The sequence below is a fragment of the Photobacterium sp. 53610 genome (assembly GCF_036409375.1).
Lineage (GTDB): Bacteria > Pseudomonadota > Gammaproteobacteria > Enterobacterales > Vibrionaceae > Photobacterium.
Genome location: NZ_JAXOFS010000001.1, coordinates 759,632 through 778,412 on the forward strand (window position 1 = coordinate 759,632; position 18,781 = coordinate 778,412).

The 18,781-nt window shown below is 47.6% G+C and carries 14 protein-coding genes; 10 read left to right on the forward strand and 4 right to left on the reverse strand.

Going from position 1 to position 18,781, the window contains the following annotated elements; genetic code table 11:
• The first annotated feature begins 175 nt into the window (after positions 1-175).
• Positions 176-1,045 (forward strand): putative PEP-binding protein, encoded by an 870-nt coding sequence (locus tag SPK40_RS03610; protein ID WP_330959463.1) that lies wholly within the window; start codon positions 176-178, stop codon positions 1,043-1,045.
• Positions 1,046-1,104: 59 nt separating this feature from the next.
• Here the strand turns inward: SPK40_RS03610 and SPK40_RS03615 are convergent, their stop codons facing one another.
• Together SPK40_RS03615 and SPK40_RS03620 are read right to left on the reverse strand one after the other, a co-directional pair.
• Entirely contained in the window at positions 1,105-2,574 is a 1,470-nt protein-coding gene (locus SPK40_RS03615) for a protein adenylyltransferase SelO (protein ID WP_330959464.1), read from the reverse strand.
• Positions 2,575-2,745: 171 nt separating this feature from the next.
• Complete coding sequence (locus SPK40_RS03620; RefSeq protein WP_248140161.1) at positions 2,746-4,089, reverse strand: hypothetical protein; 1,344 nt, start codon at positions 4,087-4,089, stop codon at positions 2,746-2,748.
• A 276-nt stretch (positions 4,090-4,365) separates the two neighbouring features.
• On the opposite strand from SPK40_RS03620, the gene SPK40_RS03625 reads away from it, so the two are divergent.
• Together SPK40_RS03625 and SPK40_RS03630 are read left to right on the forward strand one after the other, a co-directional pair.
• The gene (locus SPK40_RS03625; protein WP_248140163.1) at positions 4,366-5,205 is read left to right on the forward strand and encodes a CvfB family protein; all 840 of its coding nucleotides are present in this window, start codon (positions 4,366-4,368) and stop codon (positions 5,203-5,205) included.
• A 257-nt stretch (positions 5,206-5,462) separates the two neighbouring features.
• Positions 5,463-7,079 carry a peptide ABC transporter substrate-binding protein gene (locus SPK40_RS03630; protein WP_330959465.1) on the forward strand — a complete coding sequence of 539 codons (1,617 nt, stop codon included), beginning with the start codon at positions 5,463-5,465 and terminating at the stop codon, positions 7,077-7,079.
• 76 nt (positions 7,080-7,155) lie between these two features.
• Here SPK40_RS03630 and moeB read toward each other — a convergent pair whose 3' ends face one another.
• The gene (gene moeB / locus SPK40_RS03635) at positions 7,156-7,911 is read right to left on the reverse strand and encodes a molybdopterin-synthase adenylyltransferase MoeB (RefSeq protein WP_330959466.1); all 756 of its coding nucleotides are present in this window, start codon (positions 7,909-7,911) and stop codon (positions 7,156-7,158) included.
• A gap of 24 nt (positions 7,912-7,935) precedes the next feature.
• The gene (moeA, locus tag SPK40_RS03640) at positions 7,936-9,171 is read right to left on the reverse strand and encodes a molybdopterin molybdotransferase MoeA (protein ID WP_330959467.1); all 1,236 of its coding nucleotides are present in this window, start codon (positions 9,169-9,171) and stop codon (positions 7,936-7,938) included.
• 183 nt (positions 9,172-9,354) lie between these two features.
• Between moeA and folE the strand changes: the two genes are divergently transcribed.
• The 7 genes from folE to SPK40_RS03675 all read left to right on the forward strand — a co-directional run bounded on the left by folE (position 9,355) and on the right by SPK40_RS03675 (position 18,707).
• On the forward strand, positions 9,355-10,008 hold the full coding sequence (gene folE / locus SPK40_RS03645) for a GTP cyclohydrolase I FolE (protein ID WP_248140171.1): 654 nt from the start codon (positions 9,355-9,357) through the stop codon (positions 10,006-10,008).
• Positions 10,009-10,345: 337 nt separating this feature from the next.
• Complete coding sequence (locus tag SPK40_RS03650) at positions 10,346-12,121, forward strand: L,D-transpeptidase family protein (protein WP_330959468.1); 1,776 nt, start codon at positions 10,346-10,348, stop codon at positions 12,119-12,121.
• Positions 12,122-12,275: 154 nt separating this feature from the next.
• On the forward strand, positions 12,276-13,685 hold the full coding sequence (locus SPK40_RS03655; RefSeq protein WP_330959469.1) for an FAD-dependent oxidoreductase: 1,410 nt from the start codon (positions 12,276-12,278) through the stop codon (positions 13,683-13,685).
• Between the two features lie 408 nt (positions 13,686-14,093).
• The gene (locus tag SPK40_RS03660) at positions 14,094-15,491 is read left to right on the forward strand and encodes a peptide MFS transporter (protein WP_248140180.1); all 1,398 of its coding nucleotides are present in this window, start codon (positions 14,094-14,096) and stop codon (positions 15,489-15,491) included.
• A gap of 648 nt (positions 15,492-16,139) precedes the next feature.
• On the forward strand, positions 16,140-17,108 hold the full coding sequence (locus SPK40_RS03665) for a hypothetical protein (protein ID WP_330959470.1): 969 nt from the start codon (positions 16,140-16,142) through the stop codon (positions 17,106-17,108).
• A gap of 104 nt (positions 17,109-17,212) precedes the next feature.
• On the forward strand, positions 17,213-17,662 hold the full coding sequence (locus SPK40_RS03670) for a GNAT family N-acetyltransferase (RefSeq protein ID WP_330959471.1): 450 nt from the start codon (positions 17,213-17,215) through the stop codon (positions 17,660-17,662).
• 811 nt (positions 17,663-18,473) lie between these two features.
• The gene (locus SPK40_RS03675; protein WP_254589129.1) at positions 18,474-18,707 is read left to right on the forward strand and encodes a hypothetical protein; all 234 of its coding nucleotides are present in this window, start codon (positions 18,474-18,476) and stop codon (positions 18,705-18,707) included.
• The last annotated feature ends 74 nt before the right edge of the window (positions 18,708-18,781 follow it).

Here is an 18,781-nt window from a genome sequence, read left to right on the forward strand (position 1 = left end):
GTTTCATTTCACTTGCTTTTATCGCGTGTGTTTGTACGAGTTTGAGTAAATGAAAATTATTCATGTTGCCGGAAAATGATGTGATGGCATGAAAAGGGATGATGTTGCTGGTTGTTGGCATCACAATGATTAAATATAGCAAGGCTGGTGGAGAAGGATGAAGGAGAGTCGGGACATGGAGATGTCAAAAGAGGTTTTAGCCGGTTTGTCGGATCAGAAGATGGTGACACGTTGTGCGCAGATGGATGCGACAAGGGAGCAGGTGGCTCAGCTGGAGTTCATCGCGATGGATGCTTGTATGGCTGACATCGATCTTCATTTGTCTGCATTCGGTCAGTCAGATGCTGTATGTGAGATGTCTGCTGTTGAGACGGAACGGTTTGAAAAACTGGTACAGGTGTTGTCGGACTTCGCCCAGAAGCGGATCGCGGCAGGGCACACCAGACCCGTTTTCAAAATTATATTCAGTGGTGCAGAAGCGGGTGATCCTGTGGGTCACATTGATGGGCAGGAAGCAAATCCGCTGATGGGTGTTCGAGGTGTGTCGCGGTATCTCCGTCCTGAGTGGGCGAAGTTATTTACACTGCAGTGCGAGCTTATCAAGCGCCTGCGTCTGGTCACGGGTGATTTGCCGCTGGCGATCGTGATTCCGTTTGTCCGGACATACAGTGATGCTGCGTCCGTACATGACTTACTCGCGGAGCAAGGACTGTTCAGGGGAAAAGCCGGGCTGCAGGTACATTTCATGTGCGATTTACCGGCAAATGCCTTGATGGCCGATAAATTTCTGCACTACTTTGATGGCATGGTGATCAACCTGGATCATCTGGCGCAATTTTCGCTGGCGATAGATCCGGGGAATACAGCACTGGATTATGCTTCTCACAATAACGACGCGGTGATATTTCTGGCTCAGCGAGCTTTAAAGATGAGCCGGGATGCGGGCAAGCCTTGTGAATTTACTGGCCGGGCGGTCAAAAATTCTGAACCCGTTCGTCGCTGGCTGATTGAGCAGGATGTGAGCCGGGTGATCTGCGGAGACTGATTCGTTGAAACATCAAAAAGGAGCCTTGAACCGGCTCCTTTTTTGATTGGATCCAAATGTCAGGATGAGCAGCTGATTTCCAGCGTTTTTCCCCATTCCGGTGGCTTGGCTGCGAATTGTTCGAACGCCGGATGCTCATCAAAAGGTCGGGCAAGTACGGTCAGTAAATTTTCTATCATGCCGTAGTCTCCTTTTTCAGCCTGCTCGATCGCCGTTTGGGCCAGATAGTTCCGCAGGATGAATTTCGGGTTGTGCATGTGCATGAGCGCAAGGCGTTCTTCGTCGCTTTGCTGTTCCAGCGTCAGGCGTTTGGCATAGAAGCTGAGCCATGTCTGAAGCGGCGCAGTATCACGGATGATTTCAGAAAACAGATGGCTGCTGTCAGCCAACTGACTGGCTGGGATCGAAGTCAGTATCCGGAAAAACAGTGTGTAGTCCACGGTCTGAGTTGCCAAAAGATCGAACATCTGGCTGAACAGTGCGCTGTCTTCGTCATGCCGCTCCATAATCCCCAGCTTGTTTCTCATTCGAATGCTGTATTCCTGCTGCAGCCGGGTTTGATAACTGTGCAGAGCGGTGTCAATGGCTTCTTTATCCAGCAGAGGCGTCAGGGCATAACCCAGTGCCGACAGATTCCAGAGCGCAATTGAAGGCTGCTGATTAAAGGCGTAGCGTCCGGTGTAATCGGAATGATTGCAGATAAAACCCGGCTGGTAGTCATCCAGAAAACCATAAGGGCCATAATCAAAGGTCAGTCCAAGCACAGACATGTTGTCTGTATTCATCACCCCGTGAGCGAAGCCAACGGCCTGCCAGTCCGCAATCAGCACAGCGGTCAGATCGACAATGCGCTGGAACATGGCCGCGTACGGGGAAGGGTGATCACGAAGATCTGAAAAGTGCTGTTTGATCAGATAATCCGCCAGTAATTTCAGATCCTCATGGCGCTGGGTGTAAAACAGATATTCAAAGTGTCCGAACCGCAGGTGGCTGTCGGCGACCCGGATCAGGGTCGCGCCTTGTTCTGCTTTTTCACGGTAAACCGGGGTGTCGCTGACCAGAACGGCCAGTGCATGGGTCGTCTGGATGCCCAGACCTTTCATCGCGGCACTGGCCAGATATTCACGGATGCTTGAACGCAGTACAGCCCGTCCGTCTCCCATTCGGGAGTAAGGGGTTTGTCCCGAACCTTTCAGATGAATGTCCCATTTCTTTCCTGCTGACGTCAGTACTTCACCCATCAGCAGGCCACGGCCGTCTCCCAGGTCCGGATTGTACTGGCCGAACTGATGTCCGGTGTATTTCATGGCAATGGGTTCAAAGCCCGGTAATTCATCATTCCCTGTGAAAATGTCGGCAAAGTACGGCGTGCCTGCTTCAGCCGGATCCAGCTCAAGCATATCGCAAACCACAGGATTGACGCTGACCAGAGAAGGATTATCCAAGGGTTGCGGGGTAATGCGTGTCCCAAAATGGCTGGGTAATTCACTGTAGGTATTGTTAAAAATCAGTTCGGTCAGTTTACGCATGCTGGGTGCCATAAAATAAGGGACGGGTGGACTGCCAGTAAGGGTAACAACTTGCCGTGAGTAAACAAGGGACAAAAAGTAGGGCTAATTGAAGCAGATGGCGGGCCTCCTCTGAATTAAGCATAGAAGAGGCCAACCGGACTGTCAGTGGTGAGACCGATTGAACCGGGATTAGTCAATTGCTTCGATATCAACAATTTTCGAACGGTTCATGATAATTTTCCAGCGCTGAATTTTGGGTTCCTGATCTTCATCGCTTTCACAGGTAATCAGGTTGATCAGATGACGTTTTTCAACTGATTCTCTGGCAACCTGACCATCCCGCATGACATAGATTTTTTGCGAGCCCTTTTCCATCAATGTCGACAGAAATCGCAGATCAAACAGAATGGATTCTTTTGTCTGCTCATAACCTGTCAGAAATTTGGTTGTCGACATCCTTGTGGTGCTTTTGTAATGCAGGATGGTTTCTTCTTTGGCTGAAACCTTATGTTTGCGTGCTTTTCTGACATTATCTTCCAGATCGTCAAACCGCATGTACTCGAGCCACTCAAGCTGTCTGCCAATCAGTTTGTTACTGTTACTGTCGGAAAACTGCTTCCGCCATTTGGGTTTACCTTTTCGGACCCAGCGCCAGAGCGCCTGTTTGAGGTCGTCTTTAAAGACTTCACGGGCCGCATAAATCACGGAAAGGACCAGGATGAAAGAGGCAGTAATGTCCCCGAGTACACCGCGGGCCTCAATCAGCATGATGGTGACAAAGATCATCACAAAACCAGCGGCAAATCCGGTCACCACTTTTTTGGTCGTGTTGCCGAGAACGGTGGTGTTCTCTTTCATAGTCACCGGATATTCAATCAGACGGCGCAGCAGCCGCATTTTGTTCGACATCCGCGTTGGATCGGCAGCAGCACGCTCAGAATTGTAGTTGTTCGTCAGGCGATGCTCAGATTCCGCATCGCAGAAATCCAGAAACAGGCTTTTGATTTCACCATAGTTTTCTGTCCGGGGCAGGTGAGCAACCAGCGAAAGAAAGCGCTGCTCAGTAAACCAGGATAGGTAGTTATCAATGTTCTGGTAGTATTTCAGCAGTTCTTCATCGGTTGGCACATTCCTGCGCAGCCGTTTCAGAATCCCGCCGGAAATGCTGGCGACTTCTTCCAGTTCTTCTGTGGTCCGCTCTACTTTTTCATCAAGAAGCTGGTGAACAGTTTCTTCCAGGGCGACGGCATACTGGTAAGCAAATAAACTCAGACTTAAACGGTACTGGCCCGAAGACAGGTTGCCACGGCTGGCGAGGCGGCTGTGAACCAGAGGCAGATGATGAACATCACTGAAGTAAGTCCGCTTGCCGTGAATGACATTATGATAGAACTCATCTTCAGACATGATGTTGGCGTTCAGGCCAAGCTCACCGGGAATGAAAAGAAAAACATCAAGCTGACGGTTTTTGGCCTCATGAATGACATGAGACAGTTTCAGGTTATGGCCATCTTTCTTTTCAACGGTGATCACTTTACAGATTTTCCTCGCAATTGGGTCGGTTCAGGTAATTCTAGTTGATGCCGTCGTTAAATAGCACCACTTGACAATAGCTTATGGCACGACAGCATGCTTTTTGTTCAGAAAGTCTGTTTTTGGTCAGGCAGTCTGAATCAACATCACGTATAATGCGCGTTTCAAAATAGCGTGCTTTCTCCGGTGCAGCATCAGCTTTGTGTCAGAAGTTGTATGAGCAGGAGAATGAGGCGGACATTCGCCGGATTATTTTACCCTGAGAGTGACATATTTATGATTAAAATTGGTCAGTACAACACGCTGGAAGTCGTGAAAGTTGTAGATTTTGGCGTGTTTCTGGATGGTGGTGAGGATTTCGGCAATATTTTACTGCCTAAATCGTCCGTTCCTGAAGGTACAGCTCTGGGAGATAACCTGGAAGTGTTCATCTACTTTGATTCGGAAGATGACATTATTGCGACCACGAAACAGCCGCTTGCCCAGGTCGGCGATTTTGCACATCTGAAAGTTGTAGGGATTTCCGGTGTCGGTGCTTTTGTTGACTGGGGGCTGGAAAAAGACTTACTGGTTCCGTTCAGCGAACAGCGTCGCCGCCTGGAAGCCGGCCAGATGATTATGGTCCGGGTCTATACAGACAAAGCATCCGGCAGAATTGTCGGTTCGATGAAATTTAATCGTTTTCTGGATAAAACACCGCATCATTATCAGGTCGGTGATGAAGTTCAGGTGGTAATCGCTGAAGTTTCTGAGCTTGGATATAAAGCGGTAATCGAAGGCGAGCACTGGGGGCTGCTGTTCAAAACGGAATCCTTCGGCAAACTCTTTGTCGGAAAGCGTCTGAAGGCATTTATCAAAGAAATTCGCCCGGACGGCAAAATTAATTTATCCCTTCAGAAAGCGGGCAAAGCCAAGGTTGACGATATTGCAGATAAGATCCTGACGGAACTGGCGCGCCAGGGTGGTTTTATGCCGCTGAGTGATAAATCGTCTCCGGAAGAGATTTTTAAAGTTTTCCGCACCAGTAAGGCAACGTTTAAGAAAGCCATTGGGGGACTTTATAAGAAAGGCGTCCTCCTGATAGAAAATGACGGTATCCGTCTCAACGATAATTGAAAAGACTGCAACTCTGATTTAAGCCGGTGATAGACACCGGCTTTTTTGTGACTTCTGCTATTCCCTCTTTTTCATAATCAGCGTATGTTTATGTCAATTCGGTGTTGCTGACGTTTCGATTTCTTGAACGTTGAGCGACCCCTGTCGTGAACCCCGAAGAGTTCAGTGGTAAGGAACACCATTGACCGTCATATTTGTCAGGCTCCCATCCAAGGTTCTTTTCAACCTGACAACACAACATGTGACAAGGAATAAATATGCAAGGAATGAAAATGAAAGCACTGGCAGCAGGCATCGCATTGATGTTTTCTGGTGCCACTTTTGCAGCTGATGTTCCGGCTGGCGTAGCTTTAGCGAAGAAGCAGGAAATTATCTGGGGCGTTGGGACTGAGGTTCCGACACTGGATCCGACGATGACCACAGATGATTCCAGCAGCAAAATTATCAGTGATCTGTTTGATGGCTTAGTTTCAGAAGATACTCAAGGTAATTTAATTCCTGCACTGGCAACCCATTGGGAAACTTCGGCAGACGGGAAAACCGTGACCTTTTATTTGCGTGACGGGGTTCAATGGTCGAATGGTGAACCACTCACGGCTTATGATGTGGAATACAGTTTCAAACGTAATGCCGATCCAGCTTCAGCTGCGCCTTATTCATGGTATCTGGCCACAGCGAATATTCTGAATGCTGCTGAAGTTACCGACGGTAAAAAAGACAAAGATACTTTAGGTGTAAAAGCACTGGATGCAAAAACGGTTCAGTTTACGTTGACTCAGCCAACGCCATACTTTGTGATTATGCTGTCTCATCCATCGACTTTCCCTGTGTATCGTAAAGCGATTGAGAAGTATGGTGACAGCTGGACACGTCCGGAACATATGGTGAGCTCGGGCGCTTATACACTGACGAACTGGGTTGTGAATGAGCGAATTGATCTGGTCCGTAACCCGAAATACTGGAATGATGCAAAGACTGTCATCAATAAAGCATCATATCTGGCGATTGAAAATGATACTGCTGAGTACAACCGTTATCGTACCGGTGAAATTGATATTACTTCGACTTTCCCGCTGGAACAGTATAAGCAAATCAAGAAAGATCGTCCGGATGAATTAGTGACAATGCCGTCTCTGGCAACTTATTACTATCTGTTCAATCTGGATCAAAAGCCATTTGATGATGTCCGTGTTCGTAAGGCGCTGGCTTATGCGATCGATCGTGATGTCGTCACGAAGATTATTCTGGGTCAGGGCCAGATTCCAGCCTTTGGTGTGACTCCGCCAGCCGTCGCAGGTTTTGATGCGCCAAATCTGCCTTGGGCGAATTTGACGCAAAAAGAACGGAACCAAAAAGCTCGTGAACTGTTGAAAGAGGCGGGTTATACCAAAGACAATCCGCTGAAGTTTGAGCTGGTGTACAACACCAACGAAGCGCATAAGAAACTGGCATTGGCGATGATGTCAATGTGGAAGCAAAGCCTGCCTGTAGAAGTGGATCTGGCGAATCAGGAATGGAAAACTTTCCTGCAGAAGCTCTCTCAGAAAGACTTCAGCCTGGCTCGTTATGCGTGGGTTGGCGATTACAATGAAGCCTCAACCTTCCTGTCTTACTTTGAAAGTAAGGGGATGAACTATTCAGACTGGGCGAATACGGCTTATGATAAGGCGATGTCGAATGCCTTAGCTGCGAAGACTGATGCAGAACGTAAAAAGTACTACCAGGAAGCTGAGCGGATTTTTTCAGAGGATATGCCTGCGATTCCCGTGTACTTCTATACGAAAACTGTCATTAAGTCGCCGAAAGTGGGGGGATATTCAACCACGAACGCTTCTGCATACCGTTATACCCGTGATCTTTATATGATGAAGTAATCATGTAAGGAGAGACGTATAAAAAGAGCCTGGCATGCCAGGCTCTTTTTGTTTCATTTTCAGCATCACTCAGGAATTAAGCTGATGCACTGCATACGGGACAGGAGGGCTGCTTCATGAGCTTCATTTCCTGCCAGTGCATGGTCATGGCATCCAGCAATAAAATTTTTCCTGTTAACGGCGTTCCCATGGCTGCGATCACTTTAATGGTTTCCATGGCCTGGACCGCCCCGATGATCCCCACCAGCGGTGACATCACACCCGCTTCAACACAAGTCAGGTTTTGTTCGCCAAATAAACTGCTCAGGCAGGCGTAGCAGGGCTGATCGTCCTGATACGTAAAAACGCTGACCTGACCTTCCATGCGAATTGCGGCCCCGGACACTAAAGGGGTTTTGGTCTGATGACATAAACGGTTCAGTTGATTGCGGGTCGGCAGGTTGTCGCTGCAATCCAGCACCAGCGTGTGCGCTTCGATCAGAGACAGCAGAGATGCATCATCCAGGCGTTCGGCAATGGTGTGAATCTGGCTGTGCGGGTTAAGCTGTTCAAGTGCCAGTTTCGCCGATTCAACTTTGAGCATGCCGACAGTTGCATCATGATGCAGTACCTGACGCTGCAGGTTAGACAGTTCGACTTTGTCATCATCAATCATCGTGACTTGTCCGGCACCGGCCGCGACCAGATACTGGCTAGCTGCACATCCGAGGCCACCAGCACCCAAAATCAGAATTTTTGCCGCTTTCAGTGCTTCCTGACCCTCAAAATCAAACTGGCGCAGTATGATCTGGCGGTTATAGCGCAGCATTTCCTGATCAGATAATTCTTCCATTCCGGACTCCTGCTCGTCGTTTACTTAATACAGCGTGGCGTTAAATGGCTCGATCGTCACGATCTCACCCGGCTGCACTTTGCCGCGTTCCTGTTCAAGAATCACGAGGCAGTTGGCCTGATGCATTGAGCTGAATGCACCGGAGCCCTGATTCCCCGTCGTGGCGACCTCAATCTGGCCTTGCTCATTCACATGATAGATGCCGCGCTGGAAGTCGGTCCGTCCCGGGCGTTTCTTAAATATTGTGCCGGCAATAGCTGGCAGTCGCTGAGGCGGCTGATACTGGCTGTGACCAGACAGCTGAGCCAGCATCGGCTGAACGATCTGATAAAACGTCAGCATCGCTGATACTGGATTTCCCGGAAGCCCGCAGAACCAGGTGTTTTTGATTTTTCCGAACGCAAAAGGTTTGCCCGGTTTCATGGCAATCTTCCAGAAACCGATTTCGCCCTGTTGGGTCAGGATGTCTTTGGTATAGTCAGCTTCTCCGACACTGACGCCCCCGGAAGTGATCAGGACATCCGTATCGCTGGTGGCTTTTGTAAACGCGGCATCTAACTGAGCCGGATCATCCGGAATGATACCTAAATCCAAGACATCGCAACCCAGTTTTTCCAGCAGGGCACGGATACCGTAACGGTTGCTGTCATAGATCTGACCGGCAGCCAGGGGCTCACCCAACGGGCGCAGTTCATCACCGGTCGAAAAGAAAGCGACTTTCGGGCGTTCGAAAACAGGGATGTTTGCAACGCCGAGTGAGGCGATTAACGGCAGCTCGCGTGCTGTGATGCGGGTGCCTTGCGCTACCACGACCTCACCGAGTTTGATGTCATCACCAACCGGGCGAACATTGTCACCAGCTTTCGGTTGAATCAGGAAGCGAATTTGATCGCCGTTGGCTTCTGTTTCTTCCTGCATGATGACAGTATCCGTTCCTGCCGGGAGCTCTGCGCCCGTCATGATACGAATGCATTGTCCGGGCTGACAGGTGCCATCGAACGGTGTACCTGCAAAAGACTGACCACTCAGAGTGAGGGTATCTGTACTGTCTAAATCAGCACGTTTCAGGGCATATCCGTCCATTGCAGAGTTTGCAAACGGCGGCACGTTCACTGGCGATTTAAGATCGGTTGCCAATACACGTCCGAGTGTTTCTGACAGTGGCAATGTATTGGTTTTGCTGATTGGTTTCACGACAGCCAGCATTTTTTCAATTGCAGTTTCTACTGGCATCAGACCAGGTGCGTCACAAGAACCCATTTGCTAATCCTTCAAGCGTTATTCTTAATTGCTGACTATTATGACAAAAAATTCTCGGTTGAACGAATTACCTCAGCAAATACGAGGTGTAATTGTTAGCAAATACAGGTATCCTTCGGGCTCAGTGTTTACTGGCAAGGCAGAACAGGCTTGAACATCAGCCTGGGCCAGTTGGAGGAGAGAATGACAGCATTAAGCGAATCAGCATTGAAAGTCCGTCAGGCGCTTGAGTCTCGTGGACTGGAAACCCCGATGACAAACAAAGTTGTCGACAGTGCCGAGAAAAAAGAGCGCATCGAATATCATGTCCGCGAAATTCTTGAGTTGATGTCTCTGGATTTAACCGATGACAGCCTCATGGATACGCCAAAGCGTATTGCCAAGATGTATGTGGACGAAATCTTCTCTGGGCTGGATTATGCCAATTTCCCGAAAATCACAGTTATCGATAACAAAATGAACTGTGATGAGCTGGTTCGGGTGAAAGATATTACGATGACCAGTACCTGCGAACACCACCTTGTCACGATCGACGGCAAGGCGACCGTTGCTTATATTCCGCGCGGAAAGATCATCGGTTTATCCAAGATCAACCGAATCGTTCGGTTCTTTGCGCAGCGCCCGCAAGTTCAGGAGCGACTGACGCAACAAATTCTTGTGGCTCTGCAAACGTTGCTGGAAAGTGATGATGTTGCGGTCAGAATTGATGCCACACACTACTGTGTGAAGGCGCGTGGTGTGATGGATCAGACCAGTGAAACCACGACAACTGCTCTGGGTGGTATTTTTAAACGCAACCCGGCAACCCGCGCTGAATTCCTGCACGGATTGCGTTAATCATTCTCAAAATTTTTCAAGATGATACATAGGAAAGCCAATGTAAGCGATGCTTATGTTGGCTTTTTTTATGGTACCCACTTCCACATCTGCAATACAAATTTACTAAATTTACACCAAAAACAACGTGAAAATCGTCAATGATTGTTTGAGCGGGTTCATGATGATGCCTGCTGCTTGAACTTCAGTGATTATCAAAATTTGAACACTTCCCGATTGTGCATTTGCATAAACTTTAACTAAGCAAAGACAAAAAAATTTGGTCTCCAGTGGAAATTTTATCGCGTTGTCATGGATGAAATACACAGCGTAGAGCAGATGTTGAGGTTGTCTGATTATGGGTGGATTAAAAAGTTACAGGGTGACACATAAGCCGGTTTTTCTGGGCGAATGGTTGACTGAAGTGCTGAAGCTTGGTTCAGCCGGAGTCTTGACGGCCAGTCTGATGATCTCGCCAATGGTGGCTGCGGAAGAGGGGGGAAGCCAGTTGCTTCCCGCTTCCGGAGCGATGGTGTCTGCGACTCTGACGGTGCCAAAGTTAGGACGACAGGGTCTGGATTCAGTGCCGCTGACCAGTACCCGGGTGATTTGTCCTTCACAATCCGATCAGCTTTGCTTTCCCGAACAGCTGCAAAAGTTCTATGCCAGCCAGGATTTTATGCCAGCCTGGCAGGATACAGCCGTTGTGGATGAATTTATGCAGCAACTGATGGTGCTGGCAGAAACGCAGCGAGTGCCGGGGTTACCCTTACGCATCAATGAGTTGAATCAACTCCGTGATAAGCGCGATCAGCGTGGTTTCGATTTGCTGGCGACTGACACTCTGTTTGTGTATCAGGCGATGATTCATCAAATACAACGTGACCCCAGTACTCTGTACCGGCCTGCGGACCTTACGCTGTCGATGAAAGAGCTTCAGGATGCTTCAAGCGTGAGCGGACCAGTCACACTCAGTTCAATCAAACGATTACGTCCGGTTGACTCAAACTTTTCAAGTCTGGTTTCTCAGATCAATCAGTTGGAACAGTTAGCGCCTCACGGCGTTTATCTGACCGGCCGGCCAGCGGTTCAATATGGTGCACCCATCCCGCGTGGTGAAAAGCTGATCAAAATGCTGAATGTCTTCGGGGATCTGTCTGATCAGGATTATTCAAATCTGACCTCCGCCGAAACCGGCAGTGTAGCAATCCGGGAGGCTGCAGTCGTGAACACCGGCGTGGTGCATGCTGCTATTCGTCACTTTCAGCAGCGTCATGGTTTAAACGATGATGGGGTTATCGGGCCGGAAACAGCCCGGAATATGGCGCGGTCCTATCAGCAGGTTGCTCAGCTGCTGGCGCTGAATATGCAGAGAAACCGGGTTATTCGCCGCGATAATCACGGTGAGATCCTGCAGGTGAATATTCCGGAATTTATGTTGAGAATTCTGGATGACAATGACGTTTTGTTTGAATCGAAAGTCATCGTCGGGCGCAGTGAACGACCGACTTACCTGTTTTCTTCAGCCATTAACCATATGGTTGTGAATCCAACCTGGAATGTCCCTGAAACCATTAAAGAAGAGGATGTCATTCCGAAATTGAAACAGTCGCTGAATTACCTTGCGAACCATAACATGCGGATCGTTTCGCGCAGGAATGCCAGTGAATCGATTGATCCCAGCCAGATTGACTGGAGTACAGTGTCAGCCAAGAGCTTTCCATACGAGTTTCAGCAAGGCGCCGGGCCCAACAATGCGTTAGGGCAGGTGAAGTTTATGATGCCGAACAGTTACTCGATCTACTTGCATGACACGCCTTCCAAGCGATTGTTTAATAAAAGCAAACGTAATTTCAGCTCCGGATGTGTGCGGGTTGAGCGGGCGCACGATCTGGCACATTTTCTGCTGGAGCGGCAACATGCGGGTCAGAGTGCCAGCTATGAAAAACTGCTGAAAAAGCGTACGACAGCAACCATTAACCTGAGAAAAACGCTGGCTGTTGACTTTATTTACCGCACGGCATGGCTGGATGAAAAAGGCCAATTGCAAATCCGGGATGATATTTACGGCTATGATGACGATACATCAGTACCCGCTGAGCATGATTACATTGCGATGAGCCGTTTCCGCTGAGCCGGAGATACTGATTTCTTCATGTGCCCTGACTCATACAGGGCACATGTCGTTTCAATGAATTTTCTGTGTCAGGGCGGCAGATACACTTGAGCCATACATGTCAGGTTGCGTAGAGTATAGATTGTTTTGGTCTATACCAATTGGTGATGTGATGCAATCGAATCAGCACAGTTCGTTTTGGTTTCAGGAAGCTATAGCGCGTGAATCAAACGCTACCGTTCAGGCATTGGAACAGGATATCCATGCAGACGTATGTATTGTCGGTGGCGGGTTTACCGGATTGTGGACAGCAATCCAACTCAAACAGAAACAACCATCCCTCAATATTGCTGTGATAGAGAAAGAGCTGTGCGGCAGCGGTGCTTCGGGAAGAAATGGCGGCTGTATGCTGACCTGGTCGACAAAATTTCTGAGCCTGAAAAAGTTGTATGGTGAAGCAGAGGCGAAGCGTCTGGTGAAAGCATCGGAGCAGGCCATTGATGAGATTGAGGCATTCTGTCAAGAATTTCAGATTGACGCTCAGCTGAGACGGCATGGCACATTATACACCGCCTCAAACGCTGCACAGTTGGGTGGACTGGACTCTGTACTGAATGAGCTGAAACGACACAGTATCAGTTCATGGCAACCCTGGACAAAGGAAAAAGTACAGGCTGAATCCGGTTCAGCGCTGCATCAGGAAGGGCATTTTTCTGAGGCCGCTGCCAGTGTTCAGCCCGGGCTTTTGGTCAGGGGACTTAAGCGTGTCGCTGAAGAGACAGGGGTTGCCATATATGAAAGGACGCCGATGACCGGCATAGAAAAAAAACAGCAGCCTGTCTGTATCACGACGCCCAAGGGAAGGATCCGGGCCGGAAAAGTGGTGTTAGCACTGAATGCCTGGATGCCGTCGTTATTTCCGGAATTTAAAAATAGTGTCGTTCTGGTTTCGTCAGACATGATGATCACCAAGCCGATCCCTGAAAAGCTGGCGAAAACAGGACTCAAAGACGGAAAAACCGTGATCGATGGACGGACATTTGTTCACTACTATCGCACGACACCGGAAGGCAGACTGATGCTGGGCAAAGGCGGCAATTACTTTTCGTTCGCAAACCGGATGTCAAAGGTGTTTGACGAACCCAGCCGTTATCAACAGATATTAAATGCTGCTTTTCATCGTTTTTTTCCTTCGCTCCCGCTTGAGCTGATTGATTCAACCTGGACTGGGGCGTCAGATCGTTCGGCAACCGGGATGCCATTCTTTGGCCGCTTAAAAGAGAATCCGGACATTGTTTATGGCTTGGGATATTCCGGAAATGGTGTCGCGCAAAGCTGGATGGGAGGGCAGATTCTTGCTTCACTTGTTCTTGGCGAAAACAACACCTGGACACGCTCAGGTCTTGTCTCGGGTCCGTTAGCAAGCTTCCCGCCCGAACCCCTGCGCTGGTTTGGCGCTTTGATCATCAGAAATGCGATTCGCAGAAAAGAAAAGGCGGAAGATCATCATCGCCGGCCACGCTGGCTGGACTGTCAGCTGGCTAAGCTCGCAAGTTCAGCAGGAAAAGCTGATAAAGGATAATGGTGTCATCTTTTTCAAAAGCAGGTATATCAACCTGCTTTTTTTATTCGTCACCTTGCAACTTGATGCTCAATCCGGTTGCTATTGAGTTGATTGTTTTCCATTCACCCGGCCCGTTCAAAGTGTAACAATCATTAATAATCAAAAAAATAAGCATTAAAAACCAAAAATAGTTAATAGTGTGGGTTTTAATTCTGTGATATTGATTATTTTGTGGAATTAAACACCAATTCATTAGTTAAAAGTAAAATTTCAAATTTGGGTGTAAAAAACACTTCCTTATAAATCAATAACTTATGTTGTTCGTATTTTGTTCTGTTTCTGTTAAAATTTGCAGTGATTTAGTTTGTAATTTATAAAATGGGCCGGATATATGGATACATAACTACCTCAACGAAGAGAATAATTATGAGCAACAAAGGAAATGGGACCCTGATGGGGCACCCTAAAGGTTTGTTCCTGCTGTTTGGTACTGAGCTTTGGGAGCGTTTTTCGTATTACGCGATGCGCGCCATTCTTGTACTTTATCTGACAGATAAAACAGTCAGTGGTGGCCTGGGATGGTCTACTGAGGATGCCCTCAGTCTCTATGGTATTTACACCGGTCTGGTGTATATCGCACCGTTGATCGGTGGTTGGGTAGCGGATAATTTCTTAGGTCAGCGCCGATCGATCATTATTGGTGGTGTGTTGATGGCGTTAGGCCAGTTTACGCTAGCTCTCCCGCATTCTATGGTTGGCCAAAGTGCCACAATGGCTTTTTATCTGGGGCTGGCGCTGCTGATCGTTGGTAATGGTTTTTTCAAACCAAACATCTCAACTATGGTTGGCGATCTGTATCAAGAGGGCGATCATCGCCGCGACGGTGCTTTTACGATCTTCTATATGGGGATTAACCTGGGTGCACTACTGGCTGGTATCATCGCCGGAGCGGCGACATCAGCTTACGGCTGGAAAGCCGGCTTTGTCGCTGCTGGTATCGGTATGGTCCTCAGCCTGATCATTCAGATGGTATTTGCAGAAAAACTGCTGGGCGATATTGGTAAGGTTCCTGCAGCAAAACGTGCTGCTGCGATGTCTTCATCAGGTAAAAAACAACCTCTGACGCGTAAAGAAATTGACCGTCTGAAAGTCATTATGATCATGGGTCTGTTCGTTGTCGTCTTCTGGGCCGGCTTTGAGCAAGCGGGTGGTCTGATGAACATTTACACGCAGGAATATGCAGACCGTATGATTGGCAGTTTTGAAGTGCCAACAGCCTGGTTCCAGTCTCTGAACCCATTCTTTATCATTACCATGGCGCCGCTTCTGGCTTCCCTGTGGGTGAAAATGGGTCCTAAAGAGCCGAGTTCGCCGATTAAATTTGCGATTGCTCTTTTCCTGCTGGCCATTGGTTTTGTATGTATGGTTGGTGCTGTATTGCAGCAGGGCGGTGACTTGTCTGCGAAGACGTCCATGCTGTGGATTGTTGCAGCCTACTTCTTCCACACGATGGGTGAGCTATGCCTTTCTCCGATTGGCCTGTCAATGATTACAAAGCTGGCTCCGCTGCGTCTGGCCTCTCTGATGATGGGCGTCTGGTTTGGCTTTAACGCTGTGGCCAACTATGTTGCCGGTATGATTGGTGCGCATGTTGGTGAGTCCGGCCCTCTGGCAATCTTCGGCGGTATCGCAGTGACTGCTGCAGCTTCTGGTCTGATTCTGGTGGTGTGCTCAAATCAGCTGATTCGCTGGATGCATGGCGCAGAAGGGAAAGCCGCGAAAACGGTTGACGTTTCTCCGAATGCGAAACCTGCAGAAGCTTAATCATTCTTCATGATGTATTTGAAACGGGAGCCTGTTGCTCCCGTTTTTTTATGGTTTGAATCTTCTGAAATACTCTCTGATTTGCGACTTACTTCTCATTTGTATTCGATTTCATTCACGTTGGTGATATGCGCAGATGGACATAGAATCGAATCGTCTGAAAAATAACCTTTATTCATCAATGTTCGCTCATTTTGGCGAAGTTCAGCGTTTGGGGAAAGGTCTATGAAGAAGTCGTTTTTATCGTTACTGGTATCGGCTGTCATATTGTCGGGATGTGGCGGTTCAGGTGGTTCCGATTCAGATGAAACGATAACCGTGAAAGTGGTTGACGGATACTTGTCGAATGCGGAAGTCTGCGTCGACAGAAACATGAACTTTATCTGCGATGCAGGTGAGGTTTTATCGAAAAGAACGGACGCGAATGGTGAAGTCAAAATTCAGACAAGTGATCAGAAATATCCACTGATTGCCCGGATTATCGCGGGAGAAACTTCAGACAGCGATCATTCCGGTTATGTCTGGCAGAATGCTGAATTACTGGCTGGCGCCGGCGAAGTTTTGCTGACACCGTTTTCGACGCTGGCCCAGATGAATCAGCAGACTCTTGACGAATTCGCCGCCAGCCTGAATCTGGATCCGGCGCTGTTGAAAAATGACTATGTTGCGTTAAAAGCCTCGAACCCTGAAGCTAAAAAAATTCATTTGTACGCCCGGGCGATGACCAAAATGCTGGGTGAAACGCTGGCATGGAATCAGCCGGAAACTCAGAAAATACAAATCCAGGCCTTAAAATCTCATATCCAGACGCTGGAAAACAATAATGTGGATTTTGATACGGTCACTCTGGTCGTTAATAAAAAAGGAGAGGTGACGCAAACGGAGCGGGTGAAAGGTTTGAAACCTTTTCTTGAAAGGGGTGAGCCAGTTTTCCTTGAGTTTCCAAATATAGGTGTCAGGATTCCTCATCAATTAATGTTTGAAGCGGGAAAAATCACGAGCAGCAGCATTGGCTTTATCGCGGATGATACGCCTTATCGTGTGTCAGGCATGACGATGACTGTGGATTCAAAACCGGCAGTGACCGCAAAGTTCCTTTATCTTTCCAACGACTTTGCTGTGGGAAATTTGTTCTACGATGCTTCAAAAAAACTCCTGGCGGTTTGGCAAACAAAGGCAACTTTCCAGGAAGCCGGCACGCAATTGACAGCAAATGATTTCATTGGCAAGCGGTGGTATCACTTAAGAGATCTTGCTGAGTTTCAAAATGATGTTCCGCCGATACCAGCGCTGACCCAACTGACCTTCATCACAGACACGACGGTCATGGTGAAACCATTTGGCGAAGCAGAATTTCAGGCGAGCTGGAGTTTTGAATCAAAGATGACGACGCCTGCGCCTGATAAGCCGGCACTGCCGTACCAGACTATTAATATTCAGTTTGGCGATGCGCCGCAAAATCCGAAACTGGGGAATGAAACTCAGATGGTGATGTCGAGCTATTTGGCGAGAGATGAAGTCATTTTGCTCGATCAGGAGCATGAGAAAGCCCCTTTGACCGTCATCCTGACCTCAAATGAAGCCCTGGCGGAAGCCATGTATAAAAACTGGAAGTAATCATTTCATTGAATTGACTATGACGAACGGGTGAGAACTGCGGTAGGGTATTGGAGATTTGATACTTTACCTACCGGGTTCTCACTTTTTTCGAACAGGACAGCATGATGATTGAACCTCAGCTTAATATTCGCCCGGCACAACCTTCTGATGGACAAGGATTGAGCCGGCTCTTGGTGCAGCTTGGCTACGCGGTTGAGCCGAAGCGGATTGAACGGATGATTTATGTTGCCGATTCAGATCTTGAAACGATTGTGATAGCAGAAATTGAAGGTCAGCCGGTGGGGCTGATTTCAGTGATTTATTTTGATTATTTTCCCACAGCAGAGCGCTATGCGCGTGTGACTGCACTGGTTGTGGATGATGATTCCAGAAATCAGGGTATTGGCTCAGAATTATTGGCATATGCCAGGCAGAGTGCCGCAGAGCAGGGATGTACTTGCCTGGAAGTGACCAGTGCTGAATCTCGTGAAGTCGCTTGTCAGTTTTATGAAGATGCCGGTTTCCAGCGTACCGGCTTTAAATTTATCATGCCTGTCATGAAAACAGACTGATGGTGCTGCTTCTGTAATCGCCATCATTAATATTGTTCAGGCGCTCTATTTTCAGCTACCTTTGAATGACACCTGTGAATTGACTTTGTTTCATTGCACAGGCTGCTTCGAAATCACGACCTTTCATTTATCTTTTCCTCAGAGCGGCCGCTTCATATTTATGTCGGTGTGCTTCCTCGTTTAGCCAGTAAAGGCAGCCGGATAATGACGAATAATATGGTTTCATTTGCGCAGAGCGGTATTTTTTGTGAATTAACCATGAAATAATTATGGTAATTCATGTGCTTCTCTTATTCTGAACCATCATTTTATTCTCTATTGATAGTCGAGTTAATTATTTTTATTGGGTGTTTCACGAATATTCATCTGTTTCAGCTTCATAAATACTGATAGAAGCATTTTTTCGACTCACTTCAAAAAAATCCTCAAAAATAAATAAACACAATCTCAGAATTTTTATTCACTCTTGTGTGGCTATGTTTGGCTTTTCCGCTTATATCAATATAAAGATGAGACAGAAGTGAACCTTATCAAAAGGCAGAGTGCGCTGTTTTGGTCTTTAATCAAAAGAGGTAGGGCTGAGTATTTATTCTTATTTTCTGATTAAATAGCTGATAAGGATATGATTTCTGTTTTATAGATAGTTAACTTTTTATGTTGAAAGTGTGATTTTCAGCCCTTCATGCTGTTTTGACAGCTTGCTGAACAAAATCGTTGCATATATTTTGTTACACATTGTTTACAAAGAGGAGGGTGAGTAGTGAAACGTGCATGTCTATTCATCGCTTTGTGGTTATTTCCTGGTGTGGCTATGGCTCAGGTTCAGGCTGATGACGAAAGGTTAATCCGTTCACTGGAAGAACAAGGGATCATTTGTGAAGGTCTGACTTATGCCGAAAAGCAAGAGGCACTCAGGATTTATCTGAATAGAAAAGCCATTTTGAAAGATAAAAAACAGAAAGATAAAAAGCAGACAGAAAAAGACACAACAAATTCTTCAGATTCATCAGATATGGCACAAAGGAAATGTATTTCTCCTGAGTAATCTCTGATTTAACTGCGTTGTTAACAGCCGGGTACTTTTTGCTCGGCTGGGGTTTTGACAACTTCACGATGGAA

Excerpts from the sequence above, each read along its gene's own strand:
- SPK40_RS03610 (WP_330959463.1), top strand. The coding sequence starts at position 176 with ATGGAGATGTCAAAAGAGGTTTTAGCCGGTTTGTCGGATCAGAAGATG.
- SPK40_RS03615 (WP_330959464.1), bottom strand. The coding sequence starts at position 2,574 with ATGCGTAAACTGACCGAACTGATTTTTAACAATACCTACAGTGAATTA.
- SPK40_RS03625 (WP_248140163.1), top strand. The coding sequence starts at position 4,366 with ATGATTAAAATTGGTCAGTACAACACGCTGGAAGTCGTGAAAGTTGTA.
- SPK40_RS03630 (WP_330959465.1), top strand. The coding sequence starts at position 5,463 with ATGCAAGGAATGAAAATGAAAGCACTGGCAGCAGGCATCGCATTGATG.
- moeB (WP_330959466.1), bottom strand. The coding sequence starts at position 7,911 with ATGGAAGAATTATCTGATCAGGAAATGCTGCGCTATAACCGCCAGATC.
- moeA (WP_330959467.1), bottom strand. The coding sequence starts at position 9,171 with ATGGGTTCTTGTGACGCACCTGGTCTGATGCCAGTAGAAACTGCAATT.
- folE (WP_248140171.1), top strand. The coding sequence starts at position 9,355 with ATGACAGCATTAAGCGAATCAGCATTGAAAGTCCGTCAGGCGCTTGAG.
- SPK40_RS03650 (WP_330959468.1), top strand. The coding sequence starts at position 10,346 with ATGGGTGGATTAAAAAGTTACAGGGTGACACATAAGCCGGTTTTTCTG.
- SPK40_RS03655 (WP_330959469.1), top strand. The coding sequence starts at position 12,276 with ATGCAATCGAATCAGCACAGTTCGTTTTGGTTTCAGGAAGCTATAGCG.
- SPK40_RS03660 (WP_248140180.1), top strand. The coding sequence starts at position 14,094 with ATGAGCAACAAAGGAAATGGGACCCTGATGGGGCACCCTAAAGGTTTG.
- SPK40_RS03670 (WP_330959471.1), top strand. The coding sequence starts at position 17,213 with ATGATGATTGAACCTCAGCTTAATATTCGCCCGGCACAACCTTCTGAT.
- SPK40_RS03675 (WP_254589129.1), top strand. The coding sequence starts at position 18,474 with ATGGCTCAGGTTCAGGCTGATGACGAAAGGTTAATCCGTTCACTGGAA.